This window comes from Mucilaginibacter sp. A5337, assembly GCF_059690695.1.
Window position 1 is genome coordinate 59,185 of record NZ_JCAWEC010000008.1, and the last position, 15,507, is coordinate 74,691.

13 protein-coding genes are annotated in these 15,507 nt (G+C 43.1%); 7 read left to right on the forward strand and 6 right to left on the reverse strand.

All coding sequences use genetic code 11. The annotated features are described in order from the left end of the window. Positions 1-265: 265 nt before the first annotated feature. Both AC59JO_RS24810 and AC59JO_RS24815 read left to right on the forward strand, forming a co-directional pair. Positions 266-1,393: a redoxin domain-containing protein gene (locus AC59JO_RS24810; protein WP_497308773.1), complete on the forward strand. Its 1,128-nt coding sequence runs from the start codon at positions 266-268 to the stop codon at positions 1,391-1,393. Between the two features lies 1 nt (position 1,394). Beyond that, positions 1,395-2,912: a trypsin-like peptidase domain-containing protein gene (locus AC59JO_RS24815; protein WP_497308775.1), complete on the forward strand. Its 1,518-nt coding sequence runs from the start codon at positions 1,395-1,397 to the stop codon at positions 2,910-2,912. A gap of 563 nt (positions 2,913-3,475) precedes the next feature. On the opposite strand, the gene AC59JO_RS24820 is transcribed toward AC59JO_RS24815, so the two are convergent. From AC59JO_RS24820 to AC59JO_RS24830, 3 genes are read right to left on the reverse strand one after another with little or no spacing between them, the layout of a single operon-like run. Then, positions 3,476-5,584, reverse strand: a complete 2,109-nt coding sequence (locus tag AC59JO_RS24820) for a carboxypeptidase-like regulatory domain-containing protein (protein WP_497308777.1) — start codon at positions 5,582-5,584, stop codon at positions 3,476-3,478. A gap of 43 nt (positions 5,585-5,627) precedes the next feature. Continuing rightward, the gene (locus AC59JO_RS24825) at positions 5,628-6,587 is read right to left on the reverse strand and encodes a FecR family protein (protein ID WP_497308779.1); all 960 of its coding nucleotides are present in this window, start codon (positions 6,585-6,587) and stop codon (positions 5,628-5,630) included. Beyond that, positions 6,584-7,192 (reverse strand): RNA polymerase sigma-70 factor, encoded by a 609-nt coding sequence (locus tag AC59JO_RS24830; protein ID WP_497308781.1) that lies wholly within the window; start codon positions 7,190-7,192, stop codon positions 6,584-6,586. Before AC59JO_RS24830 ends, AC59JO_RS24825 begins: the two co-directional genes overlap by 4 nt. Before the next feature lie 512 nt (positions 7,193-7,704). On the opposite strand from AC59JO_RS24830, the gene AC59JO_RS24835 reads away from it, so the two are divergent. Then, entirely contained in the window at positions 7,705-8,664 is a 960-nt protein-coding gene (locus tag AC59JO_RS24835; protein WP_497308783.1) for a hypothetical protein, read from the forward strand. 252 nt (positions 8,665-8,916) lie between these two features. Here the strand turns inward: AC59JO_RS24835 and AC59JO_RS24840 are convergent, their stop codons facing one another. The 3 genes from AC59JO_RS24840 to AC59JO_RS24850 all read right to left on the reverse strand — a co-directional run bounded on the left by AC59JO_RS24840 (position 8,917) and on the right by AC59JO_RS24850 (position 11,867). Continuing rightward, the gene (locus AC59JO_RS24840; protein ID WP_497308785.1) at positions 8,917-9,789 is read right to left on the reverse strand and encodes an alpha/beta fold hydrolase; all 873 of its coding nucleotides are present in this window, start codon (positions 9,787-9,789) and stop codon (positions 8,917-8,919) included. Positions 9,790-9,970: 181 nt separating this feature from the next. Further along, positions 9,971-10,654, reverse strand: a complete 684-nt coding sequence (locus AC59JO_RS24845; RefSeq protein ID WP_497308786.1) for a type 1 glutamine amidotransferase domain-containing protein — start codon at positions 10,652-10,654, stop codon at positions 9,971-9,973. A 145-nt stretch (positions 10,655-10,799) separates the two neighbouring features. Continuing rightward, positions 10,800-11,867: an NADH:flavin oxidoreductase/NADH oxidase gene (locus AC59JO_RS24850; protein WP_497308788.1), complete on the reverse strand. Its 1,068-nt coding sequence runs from the start codon at positions 11,865-11,867 to the stop codon at positions 10,800-10,802. 454 nt (positions 11,868-12,321) lie between these two features. On the opposite strand from AC59JO_RS24850, the gene AC59JO_RS24855 reads away from it, so the two are divergent. The 4 genes from AC59JO_RS24855 to AC59JO_RS24870 all read left to right on the forward strand — a co-directional run bounded on the left by AC59JO_RS24855 (position 12,322) and on the right by AC59JO_RS24870 (position 15,232). Then, the gene (locus AC59JO_RS24855; RefSeq protein ID WP_497308790.1) at positions 12,322-13,344 is read left to right on the forward strand and encodes a proline iminopeptidase-family hydrolase; all 1,023 of its coding nucleotides are present in this window, start codon (positions 12,322-12,324) and stop codon (positions 13,342-13,344) included. 202 nt (positions 13,345-13,546) lie between these two features. Continuing rightward, positions 13,547-14,440, forward strand: coding sequence for an alpha/beta fold hydrolase (locus AC59JO_RS24860; protein WP_497308792.1), 894 nt, complete (start codon positions 13,547-13,549; stop codon positions 14,438-14,440). A 49-nt stretch (positions 14,441-14,489) separates the two neighbouring features. Next, positions 14,490-14,789 carry a hypothetical protein gene (locus AC59JO_RS24865; protein ID WP_497308794.1) on the forward strand — a complete coding sequence of 100 codons (300 nt, stop codon included), beginning with the start codon at positions 14,490-14,492 and terminating at the stop codon, positions 14,787-14,789. After that, the gene (locus tag AC59JO_RS24870) at positions 14,786-15,232 is read left to right on the forward strand and encodes a hypothetical protein (protein ID WP_497308796.1); all 447 of its coding nucleotides are present in this window, start codon (positions 14,786-14,788) and stop codon (positions 15,230-15,232) included. Before AC59JO_RS24865 ends, AC59JO_RS24870 begins: the two co-directional genes overlap by 4 nt. The last annotated feature ends 275 nt before the right edge of the window (positions 15,233-15,507 follow it).

The following is a 15,507-nucleotide window of genomic DNA, read 5'->3' on the forward strand; positions in this document are numbered from 1 at the left end:
ATAGATACGGGCAGAAAAGTTGCTGCCGGCAACATTCGGAGGATGCATCTACTGGAAAGCTGACAAAAAGTTTAGGACAATGTTAATAGATGTCGATAATTCTAAAAAAAGTTTTGCTCCCGATGGGCGTTTTTCATTCTTGGAGATCATATAGACGTACAATTCGTTCAAAGGCATTTTTACTGTCAACGGCAAATGGCCGGAGTCATCACCTTTTTGTAAAACAATTTTTGAAGAACTAAACACATCTGAATATCACTAAAAAATGAAAAAACTATTAAACATCATTTTAAGCATGGCCGCGCTGAATGCCGCCGCCCAAACCTCACATTTTGATATTAATGGGAAGATTGGCAACCTTAATGGCAAGAAAGTTTATTTAAGCTTTATGACAGACGGTAAAGGACATGAAGATTCAACCACGCTGGTTAACGGCGCTTTTCACTTTACCGGCCAAATGAACCCTTACAGCTCAGTACGCATGGCAATTGATCATAAGGGTGTTGGACGCGAGATTGCCACACACGGGGGAGATGTAATTTATTTTAACTTCGCCAATGAAACACTAAATATAGCTTCAAAAGACTCGTTAGCAAACGCGCAATTAAGCGGTTCAAAAACTTACGAGGAATATTCGGCTTATGTGAAAGCTGTTGAGCCTATGCCATGGGATATTGATCGTATTTCCAACGCCGAAATAGCGGCGGCACCCGAACTGGCCAACGATACCGCATTTACTAACCAGGTAGCCCGTCACCATTTTAAGATGATTGCCGATTTCGGAGTTAAAAATCTGGAGTTCGCTAAAACTCACCCCAATTCTTTTTTTGCACCGGTTGCCTTATTCGGTACAGCTGCTAATGAGAAAACCGTTGCAGTAGCTGAACAGGTATTTAAAACTTTGAGCCCCGCTATCCAGACTTCGGATAACGGCAAAAAAATCAAAGAATTTATCGACGCTCACCATCGTTTGAAAATCGGCGGAGATGCTCCTGCTTTTACGCAAGCGAATACAGCCGGCAAAAAGGTTTCGCTGACCAACTATAAAGGCAAGATTGTATTGGTTGATTTTTGGGCCAGCTGGTGTACACCCTGCCGTCTGGAAATTCCAAACCTAATAAGCCAATATAAGAAATATAAAGATAAAGGCTTCGAAATACTGTCTGTATCGTTGGATAATGACCGCAACAAATGGCTGAAGGCTATACAGCAGGAAGGCATGGGTTGGGAGCAGGTAAGCGACCTTAAAGGCGGTAGTAATGACGCCGCCCGCCTCTATGGCGTTTCGGGTATACCGGCTACCTTCCTGGTTGATCGTGATGGTAAACTCATCAGTACAACCCTGCGCGGTGAAGACCTTAATAAAAAGCTGGCAGAACTTTTTAAGAATTAAAATGTACTCACGCTTTCTATTAATCCTGTGCTGCATCATAATTACCCGCTTTGCGGCAGCACAGGATATTAAATCAACGATCATAAAAGTAAGGCCTGCCTGCGTGCGAATGTGGGGTTTCGATACCCTACAACAGCAACGCACCACAGCACAATTCAGTGGCGTACTGGTAAAGGGGCGTTTTATCCTTACGGCAGCTCACGTTATTACACCGGGTAATACCTACAAGGTTTTTTTTCCTGATGGAAGTGAAACCATAGCGCAGGCACTTGGGAAAATCGAGTTGTCGGAAGACAAAACGCGCCCTGATGTGGCGTTAATGAAGATTTTGAAAGGGAACGATCGCCCCGGAGTAGAGATGAGTTTGGCAGGGCCCGTTAAAGGTGCACCTTGTCTTAGTGTTGCTTATCCTGAAAGCCTCGACCAGGTGCAGCCGACCATTCGTTTTGGCAGGATTACCGATCCGTTGAATAGCCGGGGTTTTATCCAATCGACAGCGTTGATGGAGCCGGGTGATTCCGGTGGCCCTCTTTTTAATTTAAACGGAGAATTGATCGGGCTACATAGTGCGATCGAGATTCCGGAATCAAATAATTATGACGTACCTGTAAATCTGTACGAAAAATATTGGTCTGCGCTTCAGGAGCCGGTTATTTATCACGCCTGGCCCGTAAAGACAGATTCCGTTAAAGAAATTGGCAAAGTAACAGATTTTTCCTGGCCAAAAGCTGGAACTTATACTGGAGATTGTGTCAGGCTTACGAGCCGCTTAAACGGTAAAACGCAAATGGTACTTGCTACTGTGATCGAATCGATAGTTGTATCGAAGAACTCAATGGTTGGCGATTCGGTTCTGATCCTTGGTAAACCGGGTATCGTTATTGCGCGTGATAAAATAAATGATCTTGTGCTGATCCGCCCCTTGCAAAAACTTAAAGGTTTAAAAATTAAACAGGCTATCATTCCGGCGGAAGGGGATGTGTTGTTTGCACCTGTAATAGATTCAGTAGTGACGGGTATACTTAGCGGAGGCCCGCTCGAACTTCGGAAGATTACCGGTGCCGGATTTCTGGGAGCTACGCCTCTGCATAACAGCAAGCCGGAAAAAATTTATTTTGTCCGTCCTGGTTCGCCGGCAGCGTATCACGATATCCGGTCCGGGGATATTATCCCGGGATTGAATGATTCATTGACTGCTCATTGGCCGGGCGACACCTTGCAATTAAAACTGCAAAGGGGCTCCCAGTTTTTAGAAAAGGACATTGTACTTACATATCCACCTGTAATAGTTCATGACCACCCTGCTGATCATTTTGCAGGTGGCAGAAGTCAGCGCAGTGATGGTTTCAGAAATGTTTATAGCACTGATTTGATCCTGCGTCCTGAACAATGCGGCGGCCCGGTTGTTGACTCTCAAAATCATTTTCTGGGTATTAATATCGCACGTTTTAGCCGGGCCAACTCGATACTGATCACTGCAGAAACGATCAGGCAGTTTATAGAAAATAGTATGCGATGAGGCGGACGCTCATGGTCTCTTTTCCCGTATTAATGAGCGTCCCCTTCGATTAGATTGACAAAGGGCCACTACCGATTGGAAAAGAAAAAACAGGATCAGGCAATTTTTTATTCATAGACTTACGGTTTATTGAAAAAATATTCCGGGCAGTTCCTGAGTTTAAATTACTACTATCAAGAAAATACAAAGGCTTACCAGGCATCATTCGCAAATTGCTTAATGCTCATGAGCCACTGATTTAACCAACTATTCGCCGGTAATATGCCCTTGTTATGACGCAGGATTATTTGATATTGAAATGGAGATATTTTAATTGTGAAAAATACAAGCTGGATTATAACAGTTACGAGATTAATGATGGCGTAATCTTCAGAATGTTTTATTGGCTGAATATAGTGTTTTAATAAAGTGCGCTAATACCGACTGTCTGTTGCAGCGTTGTCGAATGCCCAAATGAAGAATTGGCAACCATTTTTAATACTGCAAGCAATCTGATAATTGTAGTGGAAATTGCCCTGAAAATGCTCCCTTAACTTATTCTCAATTCATTGCCTTTTCAATTTTCAAAGCTTAAATCTGTAACCCAGTTTTAAAGCATATTGCTGAATACCTCCGCTAATTTTATAAGCGTCTTTTTTAAATCCGGCCTCCACTCCGTTCGGAAAACTAAACCCTGCAGAAAGGCTGTACATGAATGTGTTTTCTCCGTTTACCTCATTGTTGAAATTGCCTAATGAAGAGGGTTTCGAAAAGGAATAATGGCTGCGACTGCGAGATGCCAGGCCCAGCCCTCCATCAACATAACAGATCCGGAAAAATGTATAACGCAATCCGCCGGTAAGCGGAACATAGCTGTACGCGCTACTGTGGTAATCCTCTCCATTGGAGTCCACGTTATGATGGTTTAGGGAGGGGAACCTGTTGTACCCGGCGGAAATAAAAGTACCGAACCCGGAGCCGAGGTCCCGGCGCAACGACAATTCGGTTCCTGGGATAAATCTCGTATTGGACGACAAATCATCCAGGCCTGCGGTGGCAGCAAAACTGACTGACCATGAATTGGACCGGTCGCCGGATTGCTTTTCCTTTTTTAATGCTGAATGATAGGCAATTCCTGCTTCCCAGCCCAGCGAGGTTTTAAAGTTGCCATGCTTTTGTGTATAGTAATCGTTGGCATTATTGTTCTGCGTGTAGGCCAAAGGATTGCTCCATATATAAGAATACCTGTTTAAGGCCGGTCCCGCTAAAATGCTGAAATACTTACCGATCCGGGCATTCAGCAATAATTTTGCCTGCATCCACCGTTCTTCCCAACTTTGGTTGACAGGTATGCTCACGTTAGTTTCAGCAGAGAGGTACATTTTGCCACCCAGCATAAAATCATGTCCGGCACCCAGCCCTACCGCAACAAGGCTTTGGCCGTCAAATAGTTTGACACGGGTGAGGATTGTGGAGTAAAAATAGTGTGTGCCGCTTTTGAAAGTCAAGTTTGTACCGGCTATGTTATTCGCAGAGTATGCCACCTCGTAAAATCCATTGTGCACAATATTGATCAGTCCGAGGCTGATTCCCTGTGAGGTATCGGCTATATTGACCAGGCCGAATTGTAAGCCTTTCAAATGTCCTGTTGAATTATGAAGCAAGCCCAGTTGCACTCCGTTTGCCCCCGCTGCCGCACGGTTGCTGAACAATGAAAGCTGCATGCCCCGCAAAGTATCTAATACCACATTGCCTGCTCCGGCAATTTGTAATCCGGTCATATTGCCGCCAACCAGGTTGAAAACACCTGCCAGCTGCAAATATTTTGATTCTTCCTTATTAATATTGAAAAGGCCGCCGATTTCCAGCCCTTTTACGCCGGCAGTATATCCACCTGCCAGATTAAGGGAAAAGTTATTCACTACCTGAGGGCTAAACATGCCGTGGGTGCTCAAACCCGGCGTAACCGATATCTGGATGGGACGTTTGGCAAAAAAATCCGGGATATTCAGGCTTTGAATTTTTTGGCGGGCAGATATCAGTAAACTGCCTAAAGCAGTACGTTCTACATGGTTCTTTTTATTGCCGGAACTTTTATAGGCGGGATCATCGTTGCTGATGGTGACAGAAACGGATTGAAGGAATGTCACCGTGGTATCCCGGTACCTTAATTTACTTATCGTTATCCGGAAGGGATTAGTTTTGTTCCCTTTTAGCTTCAACCTGAAATAGCCGTGATCATCAGTCAATGTAGAGCTGAGCTGCTGCTTTTCATAAACGCTCGCATTTCTCAGGCGCTCCCCGGTACGTTCATCGGTTACCAAGCCGCTGATAGAATAGTTGCCGCCTTCGTCATTAAGGTCCGCATTTAAAAAAGTGAGGCGACGGAGCGCAGGGGTAATGATCAAATAGTTTTTTCGTTCTTCATAAGCAAACCGGTTGGCGAAGAGCTGCGTGAGCACCTGCATAATTTTTTGGTCACTTACTTTTATAGTAACCGTACTGTCCCTGGGAAGCAGCTGACTATCGTAAGAAAAAATGAACTGTCCTTGTCTGCCCATTTCATCAAGGACATCGGCTAAGCGCCTGCTCTCTTCGTAAAGCGTAACTTCTTTATTAAGTATAGTTTGACCGAATAAGGGAAGGGTTGAAGTGTAAAAAAATAGTAAGGTGAAAAATAAATATACAATCACAGGATTTCCCGGTGAACGGGAACCGCGTATGGGGCCCGTTGAATTATTTAAGCAGGATTGTTTCATTATTTTTAATTACCCTGATTTTGAAAGTGCGGCTGATAATATCAAGAATATCGTCCAGTGATACGTTTTTGAACGTGCTGTTCAGTTTAAGGCTATCGAGCCTCCGGTTTTCAATAACGATGTGACAGCCATAAGCGTCGTTAAGTACGTTCACCAGCTGTGGAAGGGGGGTATCATCTGCAATGAACTCCCGTGTCCGGTAATACTTATAAAGTTGACTGGTGTTTTTAGATACACGCAAATTCCCGGCTTTTGGGCCCATATTTAATTTCTCGCCAGGGTGCAGAAAAAATTGATGAAGGCCGTCCGTAACTGAAACCAGGCCGGTTTCTACCAGTACCTCCACAGTACCTGTTTTGTTACTGACATTGAATGAGGTTCCCAAAACCTGAATACGGATGTTTCCTGCAGTGATAATGAAGGGCTGATTTGCCCGGTGATTGACTTTGAAAAAAGCTTCTCCCTGCTCAAGCCAAACTTCTCTTTGATGCGCTTTAAACCGGTAAGGGTATTTGAAGGAGGTATTTTGATTTAGCGTGATAACAGATCCATCGGATAAAGTGTCTGTTTTGACTTCCATCCTTGTTGTCGAAAGCATTAACTGCCTGTTGTTACGCTGTTGCAGGAAAAGCCACGAAGCGCCAAGTGCCAGCAATAGTACGGCCGCGGCCTTTAACCATATGGCCGGCCTGCTTATGGCGATAACTTTGGGCTGTTCACGTGCTTCGCCATATGTTTTTTGCTTAAATCGCGCCAAAGATTCATGAGCGTTCACCGGATACTTCAAATCCAGGCTTTTGCTAGCGATCCAGATCATCCTGAACTGCTCCAGTCGGTGTCCGTTTTTAGCATTTATGTTTTGCCAGGATTCGACCTCTTCGATATCCCGGGGTGAAGCTTCCCCGAGTATATAGCTGATTATTTTTTCATCATTCATTTTCTTATTAATAAATTGGTCATGCGTGATAAAAAATTAATTAGAAACCAGGCTATAAAGGGCAGGTATTCGGCCAGTTGCACGCGGAGTTTTTTTAATGCCTTGCCCATTTGCGTTTCCACGGTTTTTATCGATAAACCCAACTGGCTTGCGATCTCTGAATATTTCAATTCTTCGAACCGGCTGAGCTGAAATATCGTGCGGCATTGTTCGGGTAGTTTGTTGATCGCGTTTTCTAAATTTTGCACCAGTTCGCGATACTGCAACTGATAGGCGGCATTTTCTTCATAGGGTGTATCTTCAGCTATGCTGCGTGATTCGTAGGCTTGTCTCACTTTTTGATGTTTAATGTAGTTAAGGCATTCGTGATGAACAGATCTGTACAAATAGGCTTTTAACGAAGTATGCACTTTCAGCCCGTCAGGTTTCTCTAAGATCTTCCAGAACATCTGGTGTACCATTTCCTCAGCAATAATTTCATTCTGCACCATTGTGTACGCGTATCGGTGCAAAGCCTCGAAATACTTCAGGTATATTTCGTCAAAATCCTGACTCTCCTTTTTTAGTTTTAAATACCCTGTTGTATTATTTGGATCTGTTAACAATGTTTTATTATTATTGAATACTTACACTATGACAACTTTGATTTGATGCACCCTGACAGCACCAATCAATTTTTTGATGAATCGACCGAAGGAAATTAATCCTTCACTTTAAGGGCAATGCTCCACTAACAACTGAAAAGAAATCTTCAGCCTCATTTATTTCTTATCTGGTTTTACCAACAAGAATTTTTTGTTCCTGCCTAATATGTCGACGTAGGTCTGACCACTGACTGCCCAAATAAGTATGCCATTTGCCTGCGAATCGGATGAGTTTTAATTCTTGAATGTAATTGCTTGTAAGTCAGTGTTTTGATATTTTTTAATGAAGGCTTTTCCCTTTTGGGGAGAATAACTCCTCCGAAAATATCGGAGTCATTAAGGATTAACTCCGAATTATATGGAGTTGAAACATTTTTCCCATTCCTGGCCTCATTAAGAATAAAAATTTAATTGGGGTTGTAAGGGTATACGCTGTTACCGATGTCTTAGGGAGACAAAAAATAATAATAAACATGATTAAGTATTTCGTATTACTGGTAATTGCATTTTTGTTAGTCAATATCAACTCCTTCGCCCAGACACAGCCTGATTACCGGCTGGAGTTTGGCCTAAGCGGTGGTAAAACCACTTCAACTCCCGGTCGGGGTGTGGGAGGGCTGGACATTCGACTGGAAAAAAGCATTTCCAACCGCTTTACAGGCACTATTACTGCAGGTTATGAGCATTATTTCAGTTCAAATGATATGCCGGCGAAAGGACATTACGTTTACACCGGGACCGCTAATGTTTTTCCGGTTAAAGCTGGATTAAAGTTTTTCGTAGATCAGAACATTTACGTTGGAGGTGAGGCTGGAGCCGGTCTCGGGTTGTCCCGTGGCACAAGTTCGTTTTTATATTCCTCCTCCGTTGGCTACACTTTTAGAAACGGTCCTGACCTGAGCCTCAAATATGAAGGTTTCAGCAGGAACACCATCGCCAGCGGACTGATGCTTCGTCTGGCTTATGGCCTTGACCTGAATAAACGTTTTGCCCGTAAACCAATCCCTCCGGCTGATAACTGGCAAATGGGAATCAGCGTTATTTCGGGTACAACCAGCAGTCATGATGTAGTTATCGGCGGTGACATCAGTTTATACAGGCCGTTAACGGGTAACCTCGAAACTACTGCTTCCCTCGGTGTTTTTCATATTTTTGATGCGTATCGTTCAGTTAGTACCAATAAAGAAACTTCAGGTCACAATTTGGTTCCGCTTATGGCAGGATTACGATTGTTTGCGGGAAATAATTTCTATATCGCCGGCGAGGCAGGTGCTGCATTTGACACTCACGGAAAAGTTGAGTTTGCCTGGGCGCCTTCTGTTGGTTTGTTATTTGGGAAAGGATTTGATGTGTCACTTAAATATTCAGGTTTCAACGGCAATCATATACAGGATTTTACCGCACTTAAATTTGGCTATCACTTTAAGCTTTGATTTTTCAAATTAAATGCGCCTTGTTGCTGAAGTTAATGCAAAGAAATGTCTTGTTGCTTGGGGTATTTCGAGCTGCCGGTCAGCATCTTTGAATTTTAACTCTTTGATGTGAACATTGTTAACCGTTTATCCATCGATTAAGCAAATCAAAGATTAGCGTAAAAATGCGCGTTGATAAAGCAAAGAGGTCATTTTCTTATTGAATATGACCTCTTTGTTATTTTGATGCAGATTAATCAATGATTTTGTATATTATCGGCTAATCTTTCTTTTTAAGAAATCCCTGATGGTTGCAGCAATCTCAATTCCATGACTCTCCAAAGCAAAGTGTCCTGCATCGAACAGATGATATTCTAAATTCTTAACATCTTTTTTGTAAGCCTCGGCGCCACCTATCGGGAAAATGTAATCGTTTTTTCCGTATACAATTAACATTTCGGGATTGTGTTTACGAAAATACTCCTGCCATTCCGGATATTTGGGTGGATTTGTACGGTAGTCATAAAACATATCCAGCTGTATTTGGCCATTTTCGGGTCGTTCCAGGTGACGGAGATCTATTTCCCAGTTATCGGGACTGATCACAGAGGTATCCGCGACCCCATGTGTATATTGCCATTTTAATCCGTCGGGATTATGGAACGTTCTTAAAGTATCCTCTGCCTGCTTATTACTCCTGTCCTGCCAGTAAGCTTTGATCGGGTCCCAAAAGGTTTCTAGGCCTTCGTCGTAGGCGCAGCCATTTTGAACAATCAGCGTTTGTATCCTTTCCGGATACTTTGCTGCCAGCCGCCAGCCAACCGGCGCCCCATAATCCATCAGGTAGAGACTATATTTGATAATGCCCAGTTTATTTAACAACTCCTCAATGATGCTCGAAAAATTATCAAAGGTGTAAGCGAAATCAGCAATAAGGGGCTGTTCACTTCTTCCGTATCCCGGGTAATCGGCTGCTATCAGATGAAACTCGTCAGATAGATCGGCAATCAGATTCCTGAACATATGGGAAGATGCTGGGTATCCATGTAGCAACACAAGCGTTGGTGCATTTTTAGGTCCAGCTTCACGGTAAAAAATATTTCTTCCATTGATGTCAATGAAATGGTATGTGGTTTGACTTTTCATCTTATTAAAGGTTTTGTTTTTTGAGTAATGCGCCTCGGGTGAGCGATACCAGGCCACCATTAGTCTGTTCGCTATCGTGTAACGCACCGCGCCGTCCTGCGACAGTTCTTCTTTTAATGATTACGCGGTTTTTAGAAAAAATTGAATATCTGATGTGAGAGCAACAGCTATACCGCCATTTTTATTTATTCGTGCTTTCAAGGATAGCAGCCACTTTTTCGCCGACTCCGGTACCTGACGCGGGGTTTTGACCGGTTACAATCCTGCGGCCAGCAATACTAAAGGGTTGCCATGGGTCTGCAGTGTGGTATATTGCTCCATAGGCGAGAAGTTCCGTTTGCAAGTGGGAAGGAACATCCATCCTGGCGTAATTGTCTTCTTCGACGGTGGTAAAAGATGAAATGTTTTTGCCATTAACGATGTAGGAGCCGTCACTGAGTTTAACGTTTAACAATGATACCGGGCCATGGCAAACTGCGCTTACAACAGATCCCCGTTCATAAGTTTCTGCAATTACTTTTCTTAGTAAGGGAGCTTCAGGCATATCCTCCACAGGTGCAAGGCCTCCGGGAACAAAAATTGCATCGTGGGTACTTACATCTGCTGTATCTAATTTAACCGCTTTCTGCATATCGGCCCATCCTTCGCCGGTCAGGAATTTCAGATTTGCCGGATCTGCTGCCGGTAACAGCGCGTTAAGATCTGGAGTGTCACCGGTGAGGCTGGAGAAATTTATCTCATAGCCAGCTTTTTCCCAAACTTCGTAAGGATGTGCAACTTCAGGTAAAAAGTTACCTGTCCTCCTTCTGTTATGCGGGACAATCGCGTTAGCGTTGGAGACGATGATCAAAATTCTCTTTTTCATAATTTTAATTTGATTGATAGTTATAGCATTGTTTTTATTGTATTTAGATTATAAAATGCGACTGGCTGGTAAACCCGGCGAAAAAAAAACGGATTTTTAAAGAAATATGAATGTTTCCCTTTTCTGCTTGCTGTTGCTGGTTATTTTATTGGGGTTTCGCCCTTGCATATTGGTGGGGCCATGGCACATCCGTATGTACTATTGGTGCAGCCCTCAACGGGAAATAAGGGTCGCGTAATAATTCCCGTGCCATCATAACGATGTCGGCATCCCCATTGGCCAGAATTGTTTCTGCCTGAGCAGCATCGGTGATCAGACCAACCGTACTCGTAAGCGCTCCTGTCCGCTTCCTGATATTTGAAGCAAAGGGTAACTGATAGCCATAGCCTACAGGTATTTTTTGCTGGGCTACTAACCCGCCGGTCGTAACATCTAAAAGATCAACACCTTTTACCTTCAGCACTTCAGCTATTCTAAGCGCATCGTCCATCCCCAGGCCGCCGTCCGCCCAGTCTGTTCCCGGCATCCTTACAAAAATCGGCCTGTCATCAGTCCAAACAGATCGTATACTATCCACAATTTCCAGCAATAACCGGATGCGCCCATCAAAACCTCGCCCATATTGGTCTGTGCGGTGGTTGGTTAACGGTGAAAGAAATTGATGAAGCAGGTAACCATGTGCTGCATGTATTTCTATCACTCCGAAGCCGGCTTGCAAAGCGCGTTTGGCTGCATTTGAAAAATCTTCAATCACTTTATCTATATCTCTGAGATCCATTTCTAAAGGAGCTAAATAGCTATCAGCATAGGGGATAGGTGATGGCGCAAGGGTTTGCCAGCCGCCTGAACTGATAGTAATTTGACTGCGCCCACGTTGGGGCGCCAGTGTGCTCGCTTTCCTGCCAGCATGTGATAGCTGAATACCTGCTATACATTGCTGCGACGCAAGGAACGCATTGATATGTTTGAGGCTTGAAATATGCTCGTCCTTCCAGAGACCAAGGTCGTCCGGCGAAATTCTGCCTTCCGGTGATATTGCAGTACATTCGGTAATGATCAATCCGGCCCCCCCAACCGCACGGCTCCCAAGGTGTACAAAATGCCAGTCATTGGCAAAGCCGTCAATAGCCGAATACTGACACATCGGTGATACGACAATCCGATTTTTCAATGTCACATTTTTAATGCTGATCGGTTCAAATAGCTTTGCCATGGTTTAAATATTGACGTTGGCAGTTAAGCCTGCATTTATAATTATCGAGAACTGTTTTATGCTTCGGATAGCTGGCCGGTGAGCAGGGATTAAGCCCGGTGCCTGTATATCTGTTACTCCTTTAATTATGTCCAAATTTCGTAGGGGGAATATTTTACTGTATATCAGGATTATTATATCTGTTATCAAATAGCTGATAGTTCAGCTAATTCAGGATGGTATATTTTTGAATGGAAGCGAATTGGTGACTGCGATGTCTTTGGCTTGTAAATGATATGGATTGCGCGTTTTCTGTAAGAATATATGGGCTGACTGATAAAAAAATGTGCCTGGTACAGAGAAAGTATGGCTCCTCATCAATATTATCGACTGATTGGCATGTTTCAAACTAAGCTTAAGTTTCGTATCCGTTACTTATAAATTATTTAAACGTTTAACATATCTATTAAAAACTATGAACTCATTTGTGAAATTGTTGCTTGGATTGATGGTTGTGGCTTTAACGGCTTGTAACTCCGGGCACGAATCTTCTGCAAAAAGCACGGCAGCAGATCATGATTCGATCATGACCGGGGGGAATCGCCTTATCGAGGTTGCTGGCGGGCATAAAGTATGGACAAAAAAGGTGGGCAGCGGAAAAATCAAGGTGTTGCTTTTGCACGGTGGCCCTGGCATACCCCACGATTACATGGAATGTTTTGAAGATTTTTTGCCAAAAGAGGGGATGGAGATCTTTTACTATGATCAATTGGGTTGCGGCAATTCGGACGTTCCTTCAGATACAACACTTTGGAATATACCACGTTACGTAGAGGAGGTTGAACAGGTGCGAAAAGGGTTGGGACTAGACCAGTTTTATATTGTTGGGCATTCCTGGGGTGGTTTACTGGCGATGGAGTATCTGAAAAAATATCAAGAACATGTTAAAGGCGCCGTATTATCTAATATGACGGCAGGCATGAAAGATTTTACCAGTTACCTGGCGGTTTTAAAAGGTAAACTTTTTGATCAGAAGGATCGGGTTACGTTTGATGCGCTTGACAAAGCGGGAATGTACGAGTCGGCAGAGTACAATGACTTACTGATGGATAAACTATATGGAAAAGTCGTTTGCAGGATCCCATTGGAGAAATGGCCCGAGCCATTATTGAGGGCCTTCAAAAAAATGAATCGTACCATATACGTTCAAATGCAAGGTGTTGATGAATTTCACGTAACCGGTAACTTCAAAAACTGGGAGTTTTGGGATAAGTTACCGGATATTAAAAAGCCCGTTTTGGTTTTAGGAGGTGTGTATGACGAAATGAATCCGGAGTCGATCAAAAAAGAAGGGAGGTTGCTTCCCAATAGCCGTACTTTTCTTTGTCCCAATGGCAGTCACATGGCCATGTATGACGATCAACAAAATTATTTCAGCGCATTGATAACGTTTTTCAAAGATGTTGACCAAGGAAAGTTTAAACCAGACCCTAAGTAAATATTTTAAAGTCCGAAAATATGCGTTTGTTTATTTAATGAACGCAATTTATTATCCACATTAAATATTTGATGCATTTTATTAGGCAATATTCATCGCCTAATAAAATGCAATTATTAACCTATGTGAATGCTTTTCGATAAAAGTCCTGCGATCTTCGCAGCCCGAAGAATATTTTTTTAGGTGATATAATTACAAAGAAATGAAATGGATTTTAACGATCTGGGGGGGATTGATATTCCTCCCTGCAACAGTGTTTGCGCAAAAAAAATATCTGATCCGTTCCGGCGATAACATATCGTTATATGTTAATGAATACGGCAACGGTAAACCGGTTGTTTTGCTTGCGGGCGGTCCTGGTTTCAACGCCGCTTACCTGGAGCCGGTCTGGAAGGCGCTGCCGGGTTATCGGTTTATTGTGCCCGATCAGCGCGGTACGGGAAACTCTGTTATGGATAAAATCGACTCTGCCAGGGTGACGGTCGATAATTATGTGGAAGACCTGGAGCTATTGAGAAAGCACCTCCGCATAGAAAAACTCGTAATCGCCGGACACTCCTGGGGAGGGATGCTCGCACTGGCATATACGGCTAAATACCCTGCAAATGTTGATCGTCTTCTGCTATTGGACTGCGGAGGTATTACGCGAAATTTTTTCGGCTATTTTAGCAGCAATATCAAGATGCGTCTTCGGGAGGAAGATCTGGCTCAGGCTAAAGCGGCGGGCAATCTTGCGCAGAATCTTAGGGCCATTTGGCCCGGCTATTTTTTTAGTCGTACCAGCGCTTTAAATACGAGATTCCTGGTAGATACCAATCTTGCGAATCATAATGCTGCAAAGATCAATCATATTACCTTGCAGGATTACAAAAATAACGATCAGACGAGGACTTTAAATCTACATAAGTTTAAAGGCGCTGTTCGTTTGATCCAGGGAAGGCAGGACCCCGTTGGGGAATCAACAGCATATGAAACCAAAGGCATCATCCCGCAAACACAAATCTTCTTTATTGAAAAATGCGGGCATCTTCCCTGGTTGGAGGATGAAGTAGCAGCCAAAAGGTTTTATGAACTGATTAAAACTTATTTAAATTAAAATTACTTCAAAATGGCATCAGCGTTTTATCCCTTAATTAATTAACCCAGTGAAGAATAATGACATAGCGTTGCCTGGTTTTACAATTACAATAAAGCCGGTAACTGAAAAGAATGCGAAACCGGGAGAAATGCCAATCGCACCAGACCAGTTTGCATCAAAAATCTCGGATTTTATTAAAAGCAGGTTATTAACAAATAATAATGATATAAAAGTCAGGCTTAGCATTGAAAGCTGGGACGAAACTTTTGACCTGGAAGAATCAATTTACGACATTCATCTTGATTCGCCTACCAATCATACAAATAATTACACCAGGAATTACTGGATTGAAATTGAACGAAAATGAAAAAGACAACATTTAAAATTACAATCATCTTGCCGGCTATCGCGTTATGTACCTTTACCCAGTCGGCAAGCGCCCAATCGGCAAATGAAAAAGTGCCGGCTATACAACCAAATGCTATAATACACGCGTTTTCTATTATCGAACAGCTGGAACCGGTAAAGCTTCCCAGTAATGACGGCTCAGTACAGAAGCCTGAACTATTTAGCTTTGATATGCCGAAAATCAAACAATTGCTGCCTGAACTGATCCGCACGGAAACAGTCTGGGTACAAAAAGGTAAAAATAATCAAGCTGCAACCAATAAAGAAACAGTGGATTTCGCTCAGTTGGTGCCTGTACTCGTTGCGGCCCTACAGGAGCAAAATGTTGAAATAAATGAACTAAAATTAAAACTGAATCAGGTACAAAACCAACTGAGCCCTGATAAAGAAGCGGCCAGGTAATTGAAACATTCGCCGATCCCCATTCAAGACTACAAGACGACTGTCGGGCAGGGTCTGTAAAATAATATGAGGCGCGCCTCGTAGTGTTACTTAAGTAAAGGAGCAGCGGAAGCTGCTCCTTTATGCGTTTCTGTTTTTGAAATAGCTTAACATAACATCATTTATGCCTGCCTTTAGTGACATGGATTGTAATTAAAATCTCATAATAGAGGTGGGTATATCGTTTTACCAATTTTTTTCGTTCTTCCGGATACGTTAAGCCGCATTTGCGGCAC

Excerpts from the sequence above, each read along its gene's own strand:
- AC59JO_RS24840 (WP_497308785.1), bottom strand. The coding sequence starts at position 9,789 with ATGAAAAGTCAAACCACATACCATTTCATTGACATCAATGGAAGAAAT.
- AC59JO_RS24855 (WP_497308790.1), top strand. The coding sequence starts at position 12,322 with ATGAACTCATTTGTGAAATTGTTGCTTGGATTGATGGTTGTGGCTTTA.
- AC59JO_RS24870 (WP_497308796.1), top strand. The coding sequence starts at position 14,786 with ATGAAAAAGACAACATTTAAAATTACAATCATCTTGCCGGCTATCGCG.
- AC59JO_RS24860 (WP_497308792.1), top strand. The coding sequence starts at position 13,547 with ATGAAATGGATTTTAACGATCTGGGGGGGATTGATATTCCTCCCTGCA.
- AC59JO_RS24835 (WP_497308783.1), top strand. The coding sequence starts at position 7,705 with ATGATTAAGTATTTCGTATTACTGGTAATTGCATTTTTGTTAGTCAAT.
- AC59JO_RS24850 (WP_497308788.1), bottom strand. The coding sequence starts at position 11,867 with ATGGCAAAGCTATTTGAACCGATCAGCATTAAAAATGTGACATTGAAA.
- AC59JO_RS24825 (WP_497308779.1), bottom strand. The coding sequence starts at position 6,587 with ATGAATGATGAAAAAATAATCAGCTATATACTCGGGGAAGCTTCACCC.
- AC59JO_RS24810 (WP_497308773.1), top strand. The coding sequence starts at position 266 with ATGAAAAAACTATTAAACATCATTTTAAGCATGGCCGCGCTGAATGCC.
- AC59JO_RS24815 (WP_497308775.1), top strand. The coding sequence starts at position 1,395 with ATGTACTCACGCTTTCTATTAATCCTGTGCTGCATCATAATTACCCGC.
- AC59JO_RS24845 (WP_497308786.1), bottom strand. The coding sequence starts at position 10,654 with ATGAAAAAGAGAATTTTGATCATCGTCTCCAACGCTAACGCGATTGTC.